Source organism: Segatella hominis (assembly GCF_004535825.1).
Lineage (GTDB): Bacteria > Bacteroidota > Bacteroidia > Bacteroidales > Bacteroidaceae > Prevotella > Prevotella hominis.
This window is the reverse complement of the sequence record NZ_SGVY01000016.1, coordinates 1-14,056: the sequence shown is the minus strand read 5'-3', so window position 1 is coordinate 14,056 and position 14,056 is coordinate 1. Positions and strand designations below refer to the sequence as shown.

At 42.8% G+C, this 14,056-nt stretch carries 20 protein-coding genes; 15 read left to right on the top strand and 5 right to left on the bottom strand.

Annotated elements, in window-relative coordinates; genetic code table 11:
• Window positions 1–6: 6 nt before the first annotated feature.
• The gene (locus EXN75_RS07665; RefSeq protein WP_246031326.1) at window positions 7–138 is read right to left on the bottom strand and encodes a helix-turn-helix domain-containing protein; all 132 of its coding nucleotides are present in this window, start codon (window positions 136–138) and stop codon (window positions 7–9) included.
• Between the two features lie 126 nt (window positions 139–264).
• Window positions 265–1,941 carry a leucine-rich repeat protein gene (locus EXN75_RS07660; RefSeq protein ID WP_134843341.1) on the bottom strand — a complete coding sequence of 559 codons (1,677 nt, stop codon included), beginning with the start codon at window positions 1,939–1,941 and terminating at the stop codon, window positions 265–267.
• A gap of 577 nt (window positions 1,942–2,518) precedes the next feature.
• Between EXN75_RS07660 and EXN75_RS07655 the strand changes: the two genes are divergently transcribed.
• The 8 genes from EXN75_RS07655 to EXN75_RS07620 are packed head-to-tail and all read left to right on the top strand — an operon-like array spanning window position 2,519 to window position 7,192.
• Window positions 2,519–3,322 (top strand): YqiA/YcfP family alpha/beta fold hydrolase, encoded by an 804-nt coding sequence (locus tag EXN75_RS07655; RefSeq protein WP_134843340.1) that lies wholly within the window; start codon window positions 2,519–2,521, stop codon window positions 3,320–3,322.
• Between the two features lie 16 nt (window positions 3,323–3,338).
• Window positions 3,339–3,971 (top strand): HAD-IA family hydrolase, encoded by a 633-nt coding sequence (locus EXN75_RS07650; RefSeq protein ID WP_167639474.1) that lies wholly within the window; start codon window positions 3,339–3,341, stop codon window positions 3,969–3,971.
• A gap of 14 nt (window positions 3,972–3,985) precedes the next feature.
• The gene (locus EXN75_RS07645) at window positions 3,986–4,225 is read left to right on the top strand and encodes a hypothetical protein (RefSeq protein ID WP_134843386.1); all 240 of its coding nucleotides are present in this window, start codon (window positions 3,986–3,988) and stop codon (window positions 4,223–4,225) included.
• A complete protein-coding gene (locus EXN75_RS07640) occupies window positions 4,225–4,965 on the top strand; it encodes a YczE/YyaS/YitT family protein (protein ID WP_134843338.1) in 741 nt (246 codons plus the stop codon). Before EXN75_RS07645 ends, EXN75_RS07640 begins: the two co-directional genes overlap by 1 nt.
• Window positions 4,966–5,006: 41 nt before the next feature.
• Entirely contained in the window at window positions 5,007–5,675 is a 669-nt protein-coding gene (locus EXN75_RS07635; protein WP_134843337.1) for an AlkZ-related protein, read from the top strand.
• A gap of 2 nt (window positions 5,676–5,677) precedes the next feature.
• Complete coding sequence (locus EXN75_RS07630; RefSeq protein WP_134843336.1) at window positions 5,678–6,193, top strand: pyridoxamine 5'-phosphate oxidase family protein; 516 nt, start codon at window positions 5,678–5,680, stop codon at window positions 6,191–6,193.
• A 45-nt stretch (window positions 6,194–6,238) separates the two neighbouring features.
• On the top strand, window positions 6,239–6,715 hold the full coding sequence (locus tag EXN75_RS18565; protein WP_134843335.1) for a hypothetical protein: 477 nt from the start codon (window positions 6,239–6,241) through the stop codon (window positions 6,713–6,715).
• 36 nt (window positions 6,716–6,751) lie between these two features.
• Complete coding sequence (locus EXN75_RS07620) at window positions 6,752–7,192, top strand: ribonuclease H (RefSeq protein ID WP_134843334.1); 441 nt, start codon at window positions 6,752–6,754, stop codon at window positions 7,190–7,192.
• Between the two features lie 401 nt (window positions 7,193–7,593).
• Here EXN75_RS07620 and EXN75_RS07615 read toward each other — a convergent pair whose 3' ends face one another.
• Together EXN75_RS07615 and rhuM are read right to left on the bottom strand one after the other, a co-directional pair.
• Window positions 7,594–8,211 carry an XAC2610-related protein gene (locus tag EXN75_RS07615; protein WP_134843333.1) on the bottom strand — a complete coding sequence of 206 codons (618 nt, stop codon included), beginning with the start codon at window positions 8,209–8,211 and terminating at the stop codon, window positions 7,594–7,596.
• 96 nt (window positions 8,212–8,307) lie between these two features.
• The gene (gene rhuM / locus EXN75_RS07610) at window positions 8,308–9,720 is read right to left on the bottom strand and encodes a RhuM family protein (RefSeq protein ID WP_167639473.1); all 1,413 of its coding nucleotides are present in this window, start codon (window positions 9,718–9,720) and stop codon (window positions 8,308–8,310) included.
• 877 nt (window positions 9,721–10,597) lie between these two features.
• Between rhuM and trxA the strand changes: the two genes are divergently transcribed.
• The 7 genes from trxA (at window position 10,598) to EXN75_RS07575 (ending at window position 13,741) form a co-directional block, all read left to right on the top strand.
• Complete coding sequence (gene trxA / locus EXN75_RS07605; protein WP_117588276.1) at window positions 10,598–10,897, top strand: thioredoxin; 300 nt, start codon at window positions 10,598–10,600, stop codon at window positions 10,895–10,897.
• A 24-nt stretch (window positions 10,898–10,921) separates the two neighbouring features.
• A complete protein-coding gene (locus EXN75_RS07600) occupies window positions 10,922–11,299 on the top strand; it encodes a YccF domain-containing protein (protein WP_118079423.1) in 378 nt (125 codons plus the stop codon).
• A gap of 135 nt (window positions 11,300–11,434) precedes the next feature.
• Entirely contained in the window at window positions 11,435–11,620 is a 186-nt protein-coding gene (locus EXN75_RS18175; RefSeq protein ID WP_281279463.1) for a DUF1294 domain-containing protein, read from the top strand.
• A gap of 14 nt (window positions 11,621–11,634) precedes the next feature.
• Window positions 11,635–11,868: a hypothetical protein gene (locus tag EXN75_RS07590; protein WP_044080833.1), complete on the top strand. Its 234-nt coding sequence runs from the start codon at window positions 11,635–11,637 to the stop codon at window positions 11,866–11,868.
• A gap of 12 nt (window positions 11,869–11,880) precedes the next feature.
• On the top strand, window positions 11,881–12,549 hold the full coding sequence (locus tag EXN75_RS07585; protein ID WP_134843332.1) for an AlkZ-related protein: 669 nt from the start codon (window positions 11,881–11,883) through the stop codon (window positions 12,547–12,549).
• Between the two features lie 2 nt (window positions 12,550–12,551).
• The gene (locus tag EXN75_RS07580; protein ID WP_134843331.1) at window positions 12,552–13,232 is read left to right on the top strand and encodes a DNA alkylation repair protein; all 681 of its coding nucleotides are present in this window, start codon (window positions 12,552–12,554) and stop codon (window positions 13,230–13,232) included.
• Window positions 13,233–13,234: 2 nt separating this feature from the next.
• Window positions 13,235–13,741, top strand: a complete 507-nt coding sequence (locus EXN75_RS07575; protein WP_246031324.1) for a ribonuclease H — start codon at window positions 13,235–13,237, stop codon at window positions 13,739–13,741.
• 32 nt (window positions 13,742–13,773) lie between these two features.
• Here EXN75_RS07575 and EXN75_RS17645 read toward each other — a convergent pair whose 3' ends face one another.
• Window positions 13,774–13,920: a hypothetical protein gene (locus EXN75_RS17645; RefSeq protein WP_167639471.1), complete on the bottom strand. Its 147-nt coding sequence runs from the start codon at window positions 13,918–13,920 to the stop codon at window positions 13,774–13,776.
• Window positions 13,921–14,056 lie beyond the last annotated feature (136 nt).

The following is a 14,056-nucleotide window of genomic DNA, read 5'->3' as shown; positions in this document are numbered from 1 at the left end:
CTTTATTTAAACAGTTTGACGAATCTCATATTTAACCTCCATGCCAAGGATATCCATGATTTTTTCAATCGTCGATAGTGAAGGGTTGCCTTTACCGCTCTCTATTTTCTTGATGGTTGAAATGGCTATCTCAGACATGTCAGCGAGGATTTCCTTTACTCAAAAGCTACATTCAGTATATATTATGTATATATATATGTAAATATGTTTTCGTATTTCTTACGCTTAGATTCTATCAATATCATACTTATTAAAATATATTTATCATAAACTAAATATTTTATCTCCAAACCGGGAAATTAATTCTTTTTTAAGATTGTCAGGGAATTTGCATTTATAAAACGCACCTTTACCTATGCAAGTAACACTAGAAGGGATGACAATCTCTGACAGAGAACGACAACCAGCAAATGCACTATCACCTATGCTAGTAACACTAGAAGGGATGACTATCTCTGACAGAGAATCACAAAACCAAAATGCATGATCACCTATGCTAGTAACACTAGAAGGGATGACTATCTCTGACAGAGAATGACAAGTATCAAATGCACTATCGCCTATGCTAGTAACACTAGAGGGGATGACATACGATTTTATATTTTGATTTCTGAAAGAAATAATTCTACTTTTATCCTTATTGAACAAGACATCATCCTCATAAACAAAGTTAGGAGATAAACATTCTAATTTGCCAGTCCATCCAGCAAACGGATTACCATTTAAGCAAATTACGCTTTTAGGGATGGATATATATTTCAACGAGAAACAACCATAAAACGCCCTATCACCTATGCTAGTAACACTAGAAGAGATGACTATCTCTGACAGAGAACGACAACCATAAAATGCCCAATCACATATTATCCTTGTACCCTCTTTAACAGAATAAGCTCCACTTAATTCTTCTGGAGCTTTCAACAATTTTCTTCCATCCTTGCTATATTTCACTCCCCATTCATCAACAAAAGCTTCTTTTAACTCTTCTTCTGTTGTTTCAGTCGATAGATCTTCATTCATCACAGGAGTTATATTAGGCTTTTCGCCAATAAACAATCTAAAAGAACATGCTGAAAGCTCCTTTCTCGCCAATGCAAGCATGAAAAGAGAGTAAAGTGTGCAGAAATCCTTATCACACATCAATTCCTGCAGGGCAGATATTACCTTGCTATTTGAAGGATTGCGATAATCATTTTCTGAGAAGAGAAGTCTGTCTGAGACACCATAGATATCTAACAAAGTAGATTTCATCGAGATAGCCTTTAATGACAAGGCGATACTTGCCAATGAAAAATCATCTATCGTTTCATCGAAATCATCTACAGTACGCAATGGATGACAGAAATCCCTGGTACCGATAGTTGGAGATTGGCTGCCCTTCATAGATGGCACAAACATCCCGTCATAATCCACCAATGTAAGAGAACCATCGGGACGGACTATGATATTGTCTGGCTTAATGTCGCCATGAGAAAAAGACTGGGTACGGAGCCAAGCTGCCATCTTGCCAAAACGATAACTAAGCATCGACATGGCTGACTGATTGTGATAGTTTGCAGCGATGTAAGTTTCCATCGTCTCCCCTTCTACCCAATCCATCAACAATACAGGAAATTCATCCTCCTCGCATTGACTGTCCACGAATAGTTCCTTCTCCATATACTTTACAGAAGTAATATATGGAGAATCTAACAAATCCAGTTCGTCTGCAATCTGGCGATAGGCATCAGCTCGCCCCTCCTGTTCTTCCGTAAAACACTTGAGGGCATAATATTTCCCGGTACTCTTGTCCTGCATCTTAAACACCACGGCAAGAGCACCACTACAGCGATATGGCTCTCCGTGATCATCTAATACGGGAGTCAGGTAAAACAATTTATCAAGATTATCGCCAGCATCTTGAATGGCCTTTACATATTCTGATATCAATGGGTACTGCATAGCTTACACGATTATTAATTGACTATCTTAAGTCGCATTTTTAGACGATATTGCAAAGGTAATCATTTTTACTGAAACAACACAAACTTAAGCCAAAAACTTCATTGAAAGATTAAAAAATAATATTTTAGCGATAATACTGAAAAATGAGAAAAGTATCAATCGTTTATTCTGTTAGCTAAAAGGTAACTTATTGGAGGCATCATCGGAAAAGAACTCGCTAAAAGAGCTGTATTCAAACTGCCTACGTCCTCATCGAAAAAGAGTCAAAAATCATTTCTATATGCTTCTTCTTCAAACCGATAAGCTCTCCGAATCTCTCAAAGTCCAGACGGCAGGGGTGGATGGGCAATGATTTAATTCTTTCATGATTCTTGGACTGACTGATTCTTGTAGGAGTGCTCCTAATTCTATAAATTAGGTTAAATCCAGTCCGCTAGTCCAAACAAAAACAAGCTGTATGAATCCTTTTCTGAATATTTTTCTGTATTTTTGCAGATATATTGCGCCAATATGGGTGTTGAGCATGGCTTATCTCCCCTAGATTACAGGCGCATCATTATCAAATGATTAGAGCATGAAGAAGATATTATTCCTACACGGATTCTTCGCCACGGGAAGTTGTCCGATGGCGAGAGCCTTGAAAGAGGCGTTTGAGGGGACGGCGGTGGTGCTGACTCCCGACCTCCCTTTACACCCCAAGGAGGCACTGAAGGAGATTCGCTCCATCATCGACCGGGAACAGCCCGACTTGCTTCTGGGCAACAGTTGCGGCTCTTTCCTCGCCCAGATGCTGGCTCCGGTGGTGGGCATTCCTGCCCTGCTGGGCAATCCGTATTTCATGATGACGGAGTTTCTGAAGGAGCGAATCGGCGAGCATGAATACAAGGCTCCGAGAAGGGACGGAAATCAGCGACTGGTGATTGACGAGGCGCTGATTGAGGAGTTTGCGGAGCTGGAAGCCGTGCAGTTTGACCATTGCAACCCCTATTATAAGGATCGTGTGTGGGGACTTTTTGGTGAGCAGGACACCCTGGCTCACTTTTCCCCTCTCTTCCTGCAGCACTACAACCAAGCCTTCCATTTCCCTGGCGGTCATACACCTACAGAACAGGAGGTGAAGACATGGTACGCTCCCCTTGCCCAGAAAATGCTGATGAAGTTTTCAGCAAAGGAAGAAAGATATTTCCAGCACTTTAAGGGCGGTAAATACAAGTTCATCCATTCTGCCTTCGACTCCGAGACTCAGGAGCGTATGGTGGTTTATCAGGCTCTTTATGGAGACCAAGCCTATTGGGTAAGACCGGAAGATATGTTCTTCGGGAAAGTAACAAGGGACGGCAGAACTTTCAATCGTTTCACGGAAATAGATAAATTCTAACAACAGGAAAATGAGCATGAAACAGATAGAAACTCTCGTTTTTGATTATGGAGGTGTCATCGTGAACATTGATGATGCCTCTGTTGTAAAAGCCATGGAGAGCCTGGGCGTTACGGCGTTCAAGCGGCTAATCCATGTCCGCAAAATCAAGAGACTGATGCACCAATATATCAATGGTCTGGTAGCAGAAGCTGAGACTTTGAAAGAGATGCTGAGCCTTTGCCGCAAAGGAACCACAACCGAGGATATTGAGAAAGTTCTCGAAGAGCTGTGTGGCAATCTGCCTGTGGAAAGACTGGAGGCATTGGTCAAGCTTCGGAAGCGATACAAGGTCTATCTGCTCAGCAACATCAACGATACGCTTTGGCAGAAATCAGTTAGTCAGATGAATCAGCTGGGATATTCCACAGACGAGCTGTTTGATGAAGTGTTCCTCTCATACGCCATGCGAAAGGAAAAGCCATCTATCGAAATCTATGAAGAGATGACGCAACAGACTGGATTGAATCCTGCCGCTACGCTCTATTTCGATGACCGCACAGAGAATGCCGAGGCAGGCAAGCGATTTGGTTTTCAGAGCGTACTGGTAAAGACCAATCATCTGGAAGAACATCAGGAATGGCAAGAAATTAACAAGAATATAGTGTAAAAAGAATAGGTATGATGACTATTGATACAACAAACCTCTGCTCGCATCTTCAAAAGAAGTTGTTTGAACCTGAGGGCGTATATTATCCTATCTGGCAAGCCATGCAGAACGATGAGGAGTTGACTGCCGCGGTTCGCTCACGACAGCTTCATATCTATCGTAACGGCAAGAAGATTCTCATTCTCGCTGGCAAGGCTCAGCCGAAGATTATCAGAGAGGATAAACTGAACGAATTGATTAAGAAAATAATATAATGATTAAGAAAGAAGAAGTTATATCTTTTGTATGGCAGCATATTCTGCTGCTCGTTTCGCTCTATGTAATGACTTTCGGAGTCGTAGCATGTGTGCGAAGTCAGTTAGGTTCAAGCGTTATTTCCACCATCCCTTACGTGATGGCTTCGGCAGGTAAGATGCTTGATTACATCCCAGGATGGACTATCGGCGGCTACACCATCATGATGAATGCGATCTTCGTGGTGCTGCAGATACTGATTCTGAGAAGAAACTTCGAGTGGGTGCAACTCTTCCAGCTCGCTATCGGCTTTATCTTCGGAATGTTCATAGACCTCAATATGGTGCTTACACAATGGATGGTTTCAGAAAATATCCTGGTCAATGCCCTTGTGCAGATTGCCGGTTGCACCATCCTCGGTTTCGGAATTGCCATGGAGGTGAAGTGCGGCTCAGTAACCATGCCTGGCGAGGGCATTTCCATCGCCATTCACAAGGTTACCGGCTGGCCTTTCCCTAAAGCCAAGATTCGGGTGGACATCACGCTCGTGGTCTTGGCCGTCTTGTTCTGTTTCCTGCTTCTCGGGTCATGGAAATGGGAGATTGTGGGCATCGGAACGCTCTTCGCCATGGTCTATGTAGGTGTTACAGTTCGCCTATTCAACAAACATCTTGCATGGTTCGACCGCCTGCTCCACTATCGTCCAGGTTGCCGAAGATATGTTTACGGACTGGCACGATACATAAGAAGACAGATGTAACGTCAAGATTATTTGAGTTCAACGGATAAAAATAGATGAACATGAATTTTCCAGAAATATATTCAGCAACAGGCATGATGGAGCTGATTCAGAAAATCGGCTTCCTCCCTCTCCTTGATAGCGGCATTGAAGGCTTCTCTGCCGAAGACATCGTGACAGATGACTGCGGTTATGTAACATTTCCTGAAGGCGGTTGGGACTGGCCGCTTTGGAAATGGAAGGGCGAGATTGTGCAGGAAATGCCATGTATGTACGGAAAGTTCTTTAATAAGAAAGCAGGATTCATCAGCCAGGAATGGTGGCCGGACTTCTGCAACTACAGAAGAAGCAAATACTCCCGCCCGGATGAAGATTCGATAGAAGGAGCCATTCTCAGCACGCTTCAATCTACCGGTAGTCTCATCACAAGAGAACTTCGGGCAGCCTGCGGTTTCACCGGCAAGGGAATGAGAAGCAAGTTTGACGGTTATCTCACCCGACTGGAAATGGCGACTTACATCGTGACCGAAGATTTCATCTATCCTCGCGACAAGCACAATCACGAATATGGCTGGGGATGGTCGCTGCTCAACACTCCCGAAGATCTCTATGGCAGGGAGGTTTGCCAATGCAACCGAACTCCCCTGGAATCTTATCAGAGGATTTTCGAGCATCTGAAAGAAATCCTGCCTGATGCTTCGGATAAACAGATTATCAAATTAATAGGATAAAAATGAGAAAAGAATCAAGAGCAATGGATAGTGAGTGGGCTTTGGAAATAATGCACAAGGCTCCGTATATAACGGTCAGTTTTATTGACGAAGAAGGCAAGCCTTATGGTTTACCCCTGTCACTCGCATCAGATGATGATGTGAATTGGTATTTTCATGGTGCCTTGGAAGGCAAGAAGTTGGAGGCAATCAAGACTCATCCCGAGGTTTGCCTTTCAGCCGTAACCCGATGTGCGCCTACGGTTGGTCCGAAGGACGGCAGTTTCACCCTGCAATACAAATCAGCCATCGCATTCGGCAAGGCTGAAATAGTGACCGAGGATACAGAGAAAATTCATGGTCTCCGACTAATCAGTGAGCGCTTCCTTCCTCAACACATGGATGCTTTCGACGAGAGCATCGCCCGTTCCCTATCACACACGGCCGTAGTTCGCATCACACTTACTGAGCCACCAACCGGCAAGCGCAAGCAGTATGATAAAGAGGGCGTGGAAATGAAATATGGAAGAATGGAATAAACGAACTTTAAAACATATAGATTATGAAGAAGATAAAGTTAAGCAATGGCGTGGAAATGCCGCAATTGGGATATGGTGTTTATCAGGTGGAACCTGATCCAACCCTACCCTCCCCAGATAGGCGAGAAATACGGCAAGACTGCTGCACAGGTAGCCTTGCACTGGCTGTTGCAGAGCGATGTAATCATCATCCCGAAGACTGTTCATAAGGAACGAATGCAGGAGAATCTGAACATTTGCATAAAAATCATTAGGATGGAGAATTATGGAAGAAAAATTATCGACTATATATTTGGTAAACGGTCAAACAGCTCTGCAGTATCTTATGAACGTGAGCAAAAAATACAGGCAAATAGCGACCGAAGCGATATTCGAGTGTTTGAGACTGGGATATCCCCTCAACGACATGGAAATTTCAGGCAAAGCTCGCGAGCTGCTGAGGAAGAGGAATGTAATAGGTTGATCAGTATTGCCAAGGAGAATAACTTATACTACTCAGGAAGTATGGGATTATCTCTATAATTCGAGGTGTATATAGAGATTGGATGATAAATAATTATGACACAAGATACTTCTACATATTACGTTTGGATAGGTGGCTCATGTGATTATGGCCATAAAGAGCGAGCTGGTGGTGCTGCCGTTGTGATTGAGCATAACAGCAACATCATCAGCCGTGATGTAATCAGCGACTTGCACACCACGGAGTTCCGAATGATGCTAACCTTCATGGTGAAGGTAATGCTGGAAATACCGGAAGGTTCCGACATTCTCTTCCTGACCAACGCTGCCTATATTCAGAACTTTGACAAGACTCCAACGGCTAAATCAGCCAATCCGGACTTGATCATTCAATGCATCAAGGAAAAGAAAAGGCACAACTCAGTCGGGGTCAAGATTGTGCAATACCACAAAAGCCCATTGCTGATAGAAACCCACGATAGGGCTACGGAAGCAATGGCTAAGACAAGGAAGGAATTTCATCAGAAAAACAAATGAATGTTTAGGGGCGTTTTACGGTCATTAAGGTCACGGTCATTAAGGATTTCCGGTTATTCAAGATGTCAGACACCAAATATGGTTTACAGCTAATGAGCGATGATTATATTCTTGAAAATCTCATAGGTCTCGTCTGAAATCGTTGCGTCCGTCGCCATGCCACCATGCGCCCAGAAAGGCGAGGAGGACACGGAGGACGATACAGAATCATCGGCCTGCGAAAGAACAACACCCTGGCTAACTGTTGTTGAGTCCTTTTGAAAATAAATTTGTAACTTTGTACCACATTATGAGTTTCTCGTTTATGAGAGGTTTGTTTTTTTTAATTACCTCCACTACGGAGCCATTCCGTTGCTTCCCCAGGAGGCCATGAAGTGGTGATGAACGAAGAATAACACTACTCACTCTCTCGGAGGGTGTGACAGAAGTTCTTTTTGTACAAACACTCCTTTCTCGAACTTCCATTTTCCAAACTCATAATCAACGGCAGAACCACGGCTGAAAGATTCAATAATCTTTTCTTTTTCGTTAAGCGTAGGATTGGGAATATCATGGAATGATGGAACAAACAAGAACTTCTGCTTGACTTCATTCCAGACATAAGCATCCCAATATTCCACACCTTGATTTCCGAATTGTCCCAAATATACCAACAGATCTTTATTGCCATCAAACGTCACATCAGCCATCAGACAGCTATCCTTCCGGCCACCATTTGGGTCAAAAGTATCGTCCTTTGGATAAGAGAAAGGTATAATTTGTACAGTTTTCTCCCCTCTCATAATAAATACTTCAAAATCGAAATCCTTGGACTTGGGAGATTGTGTTCTTATAACAGCGTTAAGCGTATCTTCCGATGCAATATCTTGCTTGGTAAAGACTTTGCCCGAAATCAAACTATCGGTGTCAATAGACATGCTGTCTTTGGTAGGGTTTCCCTGCCCCACCTTACTTTCCTTGCAACCGAAGATCAACATCAAAGAAAGTATTACTAATGTACTATCAATAATTCTTTTCATTGTCTTTAAATATTTTGATCATTTCATTGCGTTATTTTTTCTTACATAAGATAAGACGGTACTACTATGACATAATTCAAGCGCCATACTCAACCCCTATTCTTTTGGATCAATGTCAAATGGAAGCAATGGAGTATCATCATCATTGCCACTATTGAATCGGTCGAAATCCGAGATATAGGAACGGTCTTGAATAACCTTATATTTCTCATACTCAGAATAAGCCTTTTCTCTGGCTTCTTCTTGCGAAACCTTACCTGCACTACTCTTAGCATCATAGTCCATAGTTTCAAGCAATAGCTTCAGGCGATTCTTCCAATCCTCCATCGTAGTAACAATGTGTCGTCTTGCACGAGATTCTGCGAGATCCAGGAAACTTGTTGTTATTGCGTTGAGCTGAGACAATTCTTCATCAGAAAGATAGTTCTTTGCCACTATCGTATCAGATTTCTGAACTCTTCCATCCGGTGCTTTTTTCCATGTAGTCAAGCCCATGTGAGGCATTTCCGCATCAGCTCGCTCATAGACGATCTCGGCTGCCGTATGATTGGTAACCGCCAGGTGCATCATATTCTGCACCATCTTATAGAAGAGTTTGGTACTTTCAGCCTTTGCATCATAATCTGCACTACACTCTGCATAAATATCAGTTATCTTCTGGTAGTATCTGCGTTCAGAAGTGCGGATTTCACGGATGCGTTCCAGCAAATCGTCAAAATAATCCTTGCCGAAGTGCTTACCTTGTTTCAGACGTTCATCATCCAAGACATAACCTTTAATGATGAACTCCTTCAATACAGAAGTTGCCCATATACGGAATTGGGTTGCCTGATAGCTGTTCACTCGATAACCAACAGCGATGATAACATCAAGATTGTAGAACAATGGAGCACGCTCAACATCACGCTCTCCTTCGGTTTGAACTATCCCAATTTTTCGGATAGTTGCCATTTTATCCAATTCTCCAATCTCGTAAATCTGCCCAATATGATAGCTGATTGTTCTTACGTCAACACCAAACAAAGCAGCCATCTTTTTCTGTGACATCCAAAAAGTTTCGTTGTTGAAAATCACTTCAATGCGAGTTTCACCTTGTGCAGTCTTATACAGTAAGATATTGGATTCCAGCGTGTTCTGCATAAGTTCTGTTGTAGATACGGATTGAGAAAAATAGGCTCTTGCCTGCTTCACTAACAGCTTCCTTGAATCAGCATTCTCAGAAATGATCATACAAGCCATACGTGATAGATGGAAAGCTTCGACCTTGCGAAACGCTCCATTACCCACCTTGAACATGTCAACCGCATGGTTGAAATGTTCGTCTATATTCATACCTTTTTCACTGGCAACTTTGATTGCTTTGTCTATTACATTCTGGAATTTCCAATATCCCGAATAGCCCATCGCATTACAAAGTTCGCGTGAACTCCAGTATTCTTTCCCGTTATCATCCACTTTCCGAATTTCTTCGAATGTCGGACGCATGTCAGGCACATTATTCTCATCCATATCTTTTCCGTTTCTTTTGTATTGACGTTCTACAACATTGAATAGCAAAAATACAAAAAAAGGATGAAAATCGTCCCTAATCATTTACAAGAAGTATGATTTTTAATGTTATTTATGCAAAAAGAAAGAAACATGTCAGAATATATTGATTTTATGGCCTATCAAGACGATGCAATAATCCAGTGCTCCTTATGTTATTACAGAAGACGAGGACAACCGCATCTGCAACCGAAGGGAGACCTTCATCAGGGAAACAGGCACCAAGAAAACGGTACTCATCACGATGATCACCTCCTTTGGGCTTGCGCCGGGCGGCTATTCTGATGACATTCAATACCAGCTGACAATGGCAGATTTATTCAGATAAAAGCCGATTGCCGAAATATGCAGCTGTTTCATCTATATAATATTTAATATTGCACATAATAACACCACTAATATTACGTGCAAATATAGTGATTATATTCTGAATATCAAAACATTCTATTGAATAAATAAGATTTTTAAGATAATTATGGGGAGTTTACTCATCACGAGCAAACTCCCCCATGATGTATATGTGTACATGTATTCATGAATCCGGTCATTAAGGTCATTAAGGATTTCAGATTATCAAAATATCCCTCTATCTTATAAAATTAGGTTAAATCAAGTTCGCCCTGCAAACAAAATCCATCTATAAAATCACTTTTCTGAATATTTTTTGTATTTTTGCAGATATATTGCGCTAATATGGGAGTTGAGCATGGCTTATCCTCATAGATTACAGGCGCATCATTATCAAATGATTAGAGCATGAAGAAGATATTATTTCTACACGGTTTCTCCGCTACGACGGCAGAACTTTTAATCGTTTCACAAAAATTGATAAATAATTATGGAGACATTTAATAATGTAATAAACAGTGGCCAGCTTGTTCTGGTCGATTTCTTTGCTACATGGTGTCAACCTTGCAAGGCGATGCACCCCATTCTGGAGCAGGTGAAGAGTGTGTTGGGCGACCGCATCCGAATCATCAAGGTGGATGTAGATAAGTACGGCGTAACAGCAAGCCAATACCGCATCCAATCCGTGCCTACGCTGATGCTCTTCCGCAACGGAGAAGTATTGTGGCGCACAAGCGGTGTGGTAGATAAAGCCGAACTGCTGGCTACGCTTGATCCGTTCTTGACATAATCAAAAATATAAAAGAATAATCTTATGCGCATAATAGGAAACTTACTTTGGTGGCTCTTCGGAGGTCTCGAAGCTGCCATCGGTTATTTCACCGGAAGTCTGGCTCTTGCATGTACTATCATCGGCATTCCCTTTGCGATACAGACATTCAAGATTGGCTTGCTCTGCCTATGGCCTTTTGGTTCTACGGTGAGAGAATCGAATAGTCCAACAGGTTGCATTCGCATCCCATTGAATTTACTCTGGCTGATTTTCGGAGGATTGTGGGCTTGCCTCATGCATCTGTTCTTCGGCATTCTCTTATGTATAACCATTATCGGCATTCCTTGGGGGAAACAGCATTTCAAGATGGCCGGGCTTTCGCTCGCACCATTCGGCAAGGATGTGGAGTTGGGATTTTAAAGAGATAAGAAAACGCAGTTGAAGAGTATGAACACATTACATAGTTACCTCGCCTACTATCTCCTGGCCATCAATGCTGTTGCATTCATCATGTATGGCATTGACAAATACAAGGCCAAGAAAGCCAAATGACGCATTCCTGAAACCACGCTTTTGTTACTGGCTGTACTTGGAGGAAGCATCGGGGCATGGATGGGAATGAAAGTCTGGCACCATAAGACGATGCACAAGAAATTCAAATACGGCATTCCTGCCATTCTGCTGATACAGATTGCGCTGATGACGTATTTACACGTGAATCTTTGGAAACAAATAGTTTGAAGAAAATTATGGCAATGACTATTGATACAACAAACCTCTGTTCGCATCTTCAAAAGAAGTTGTTTGAACCTGAGGGAATATATTATCCTATCTGGCAAGCCATGCAGAATGATGAGGAGCTGACAGCCGTAGTTCGCTCACGACAGCTTCATATTTATCGTAATGGAAAAAAGATTCTCATTCTCGCTGGTAAGGCTCAGCCGAAGATTATCAGAGAGGATAAACTGAATGAATTGATAATAAAATAAAGAACGAAGCGTATGAATTTTCCAGAAGTATATTCAGCAACAGGCATGATGGAGCAGATTCAGAAAATCGGCTTCCTCCCTCTCCTTGATAGTGGCATTGAAGGATTCTCTGCCGAAGACATCGTGGCGGAAGACTGCGGTTACGTAAGACTTCCTGAAGGCGGTTGGGACTGGCCATTGTGGAAATGGAAGGGCGAGATTGTGCAGGAAATGCCGTGTATGTACGGAAAGTTCTTCAACAAGAAAGCAGGATTCATCAGCCAGGAATGGTGGCCGGACTTTTGCAACTACAGAAGAAGCAAGTTCCCTCACCCAGATGAAGAATCGATAGAAGGAGCCATTCTCTGCACGCTTCAATCTACAGGCAGTCTCATCACGAGAGCACTTCGGGCAGCCTGCGGTTTCACGGGAAAGGGAATGAGAAGCAAGTTTGATGGTTATCTCACCCGAATGGAAATGGCAACTTACATCGTGACCGAGGATTTCATCTATCCTCGCGACAAGCACAATCATGAATATGGCTGGGGATGGTCGCTGCTCAATACTCCCGAAGATCTCTATGGCAGGGAGGCTTGCCAATGCAACCGTACTCCCCTGGAATCTTACCAGAAAATTTTCAAACATCTGAAAGAAATTCTGCCTGATGCTTCGGATAAACAGATTCAAAAAATGATTGGATGAAAATGACTTCATTTCAAGAAAGACTGTTCGCCATGCAGGATAAGCAGTATGCTGCTTTCCAGGCCAAACTGACACCGGGAGTGCCTATGGAGAGTTTCATAGGCATTCGTGTGCCTGTGCTTCGCAAGTTCGCAAAAGAGTTTACAAAGGAGGCAAAATGCGAGGAATTCCTTCATCAGCTTCCTCACGAATACTACGATGAGAACATGCTTCACGGTCTCCTCATTTCCGAGGTGAAGGACTACGAAGAATGCATCCGTCTTACAGACAGTTTCCTGCCTTTCGTGGACAACTGGGCGGTTTGCGACATCATGTCTCCGAAGGTATTTGCCAAGCACAAGAAGGAACTGTTGACGAAAATCAAGACTTGGAGTAAATCATCACACGTCTATACTTGTCGTTTTGGAATAGAGGCGCTTATGTCTCATTACCTGGATAAAGACTTCAAGGTAGAGTATCTTGAAATTCCAGCCTCTGTAAGGATTGAAGAGTATTACGTAAAAATGATGGTTGCCTGGTTCTTTGCCACCGCCCTTGCCAAGCAATGGGACGCAACGATTCCCTACATCGAGCAACGCCGCCTTGCTCCCTGGACGCACAACAAGACCATCCAGAAGGCCATCGAGAGCTACAGAATTACGCCCGAGCAGAAGGAATATCTGCGGACATTGAAGATGAAATAATTATGACACAAGATACTTCTACATATTACGTTTGGATAGGTGGTTCATGTGATTATGTCCATAAAGAGCGAGCTGGTGGTGCTGCCGTTGTGATTGAGCATAACGGCAACATCATCAGCCGTGATGTAATCAGCGACTTGCACACCACGGAGTTCCGAATGATGCTAACCCTCATGGTGAAGGTAATGCAGGAAATACCGGAAGGTTCCGACATTCTCTTCCTGACCAACGCTGCCTATATTCAGAACTTTGACAAGACTCCAACGGCTAAATCTGCCAATCCGGACTTGATCATTCAATGCATCGAGGAAAAGAAAAGGCACAACTCAGTCGGGGTCAAGATTGTGCAATATCACAAAAGCCCATTGCTGATAGAGACCCACGATAGGGCTACGGAAGCAATGGCCAAGACAAGGAAGGAGTTTCATCAGAAAAATAAATACAAGCAATATAGAAGAGAAGGAAAGCATATACCTGACGAGCCGCCCATCTCTTCTGTTCATTTTTAGTGTAGCCGTCTTACTACAACATATTGCAAAAACTATTTCAAACCTTGAGCGTTCTTGTAGTCCTCCATATCGGCAGGATTGTCAAACTCCAAGCCATTGCAATGATACTTCTGGCTTGTAGATGAACCTGAACGAGTAGCCTTATGCTTGAGCAAATACTCCAAGAGCGTCCAACCCATATCGGCATTCGTCTTACTATCCTTAATTCCGCAACACTATAGTTTAACATTATTTATAAGTGCCTGAGCAACAAAAAGTTGCCCAGGATTTTGCCATGTCAGAATTTTCACTTACCTTAGTGTTGCGAAAAGAAGA

Bases quoted from the DNA above. Each gene is read 5' to 3' on its own strand.
- EXN75_RS07655 (WP_134843340.1), top strand. From the start codon at position 2,519: ATGAAGAAGATATTATTCCTACACGGATTCTTCGCCACGGGAAGTTGT.
- EXN75_RS07600 (WP_118079423.1), top strand. From the start codon at position 10,922: ATGCGCATAATAGGAAACTTACTTTGGTGGCTCTTCGGAGGTCTCGAA.
- EXN75_RS07650 (WP_167639474.1), top strand. From the start codon at position 3,339: ATGAAACAGATAGAAACTCTCGTTTTTGATTATGGAGGTGTCATCGTG.
- EXN75_RS07630 (WP_134843336.1), top strand. From the start codon at position 5,678: ATGAGAAAAGAATCAAGAGCAATGGATAGTGAGTGGGCTTTGGAAATA.
- trxA (WP_117588276.1), top strand. From the start codon at position 10,598: ATGGAGACATTTAATAATGTAATAAACAGTGGCCAGCTTGTTCTGGTC.
- EXN75_RS07640 (WP_134843338.1), top strand. From the start codon at position 4,225: ATGATTAAGAAAGAAGAAGTTATATCTTTTGTATGGCAGCATATTCTG.
- EXN75_RS07580 (WP_134843331.1), top strand. From the start codon at position 12,552: ATGACTTCATTTCAAGAAAGACTGTTCGCCATGCAGGATAAGCAGTAT.
- EXN75_RS07615 (WP_134843333.1), bottom strand. From the start codon at position 8,211: ATGAAAAGAATTATTGATAGTACATTAGTAATACTTTCTTTGATGTTG.
- EXN75_RS07665 (WP_246031326.1), bottom strand. From the start codon at position 138: ATGTCTGAGATAGCCATTTCAACCATCAAGAAAATAGAGAGCGGTAAA.
- EXN75_RS07575 (WP_246031324.1), top strand. From the start codon at position 13,235: ATGACACAAGATACTTCTACATATTACGTTTGGATAGGTGGTTCATGT.
- EXN75_RS17645 (WP_167639471.1), bottom strand. From the start codon at position 13,920: ATGGGTTGGACGCTCTTGGAGTATTTGCTCAAGCATAAGGCTACTCGT.
- EXN75_RS07585 (WP_134843332.1), top strand. From the start codon at position 11,881: ATGAATTTTCCAGAAGTATATTCAGCAACAGGCATGATGGAGCAGATT.
- EXN75_RS07590 (WP_044080833.1), top strand. From the start codon at position 11,635: ATGACTATTGATACAACAAACCTCTGTTCGCATCTTCAAAAGAAGTTG.
- EXN75_RS07635 (WP_134843337.1), top strand. From the start codon at position 5,007: ATGAATTTTCCAGAAATATATTCAGCAACAGGCATGATGGAGCTGATT.
- EXN75_RS07645 (WP_134843386.1), top strand. From the start codon at position 3,986: ATGACTATTGATACAACAAACCTCTGCTCGCATCTTCAAAAGAAGTTG.
- EXN75_RS07660 (WP_134843341.1), bottom strand. From the start codon at position 1,941: ATGCAGTACCCATTGATATCAGAATATGTAAAGGCCATTCAAGATGCT.
- rhuM (WP_167639473.1), bottom strand. From the start codon at position 9,720: ATGGATGAGAATAATGTGCCTGACATGCGTCCGACATTCGAAGAAATT.
- EXN75_RS07620 (WP_134843334.1), top strand. From the start codon at position 6,752: ATGACACAAGATACTTCTACATATTACGTTTGGATAGGTGGCTCATGT.
- EXN75_RS18565 (WP_134843335.1), top strand. From the start codon at position 6,239: ATGGCGTGGAAATGCCGCAATTGGGATATGGTGTTTATCAGGTGGAAC.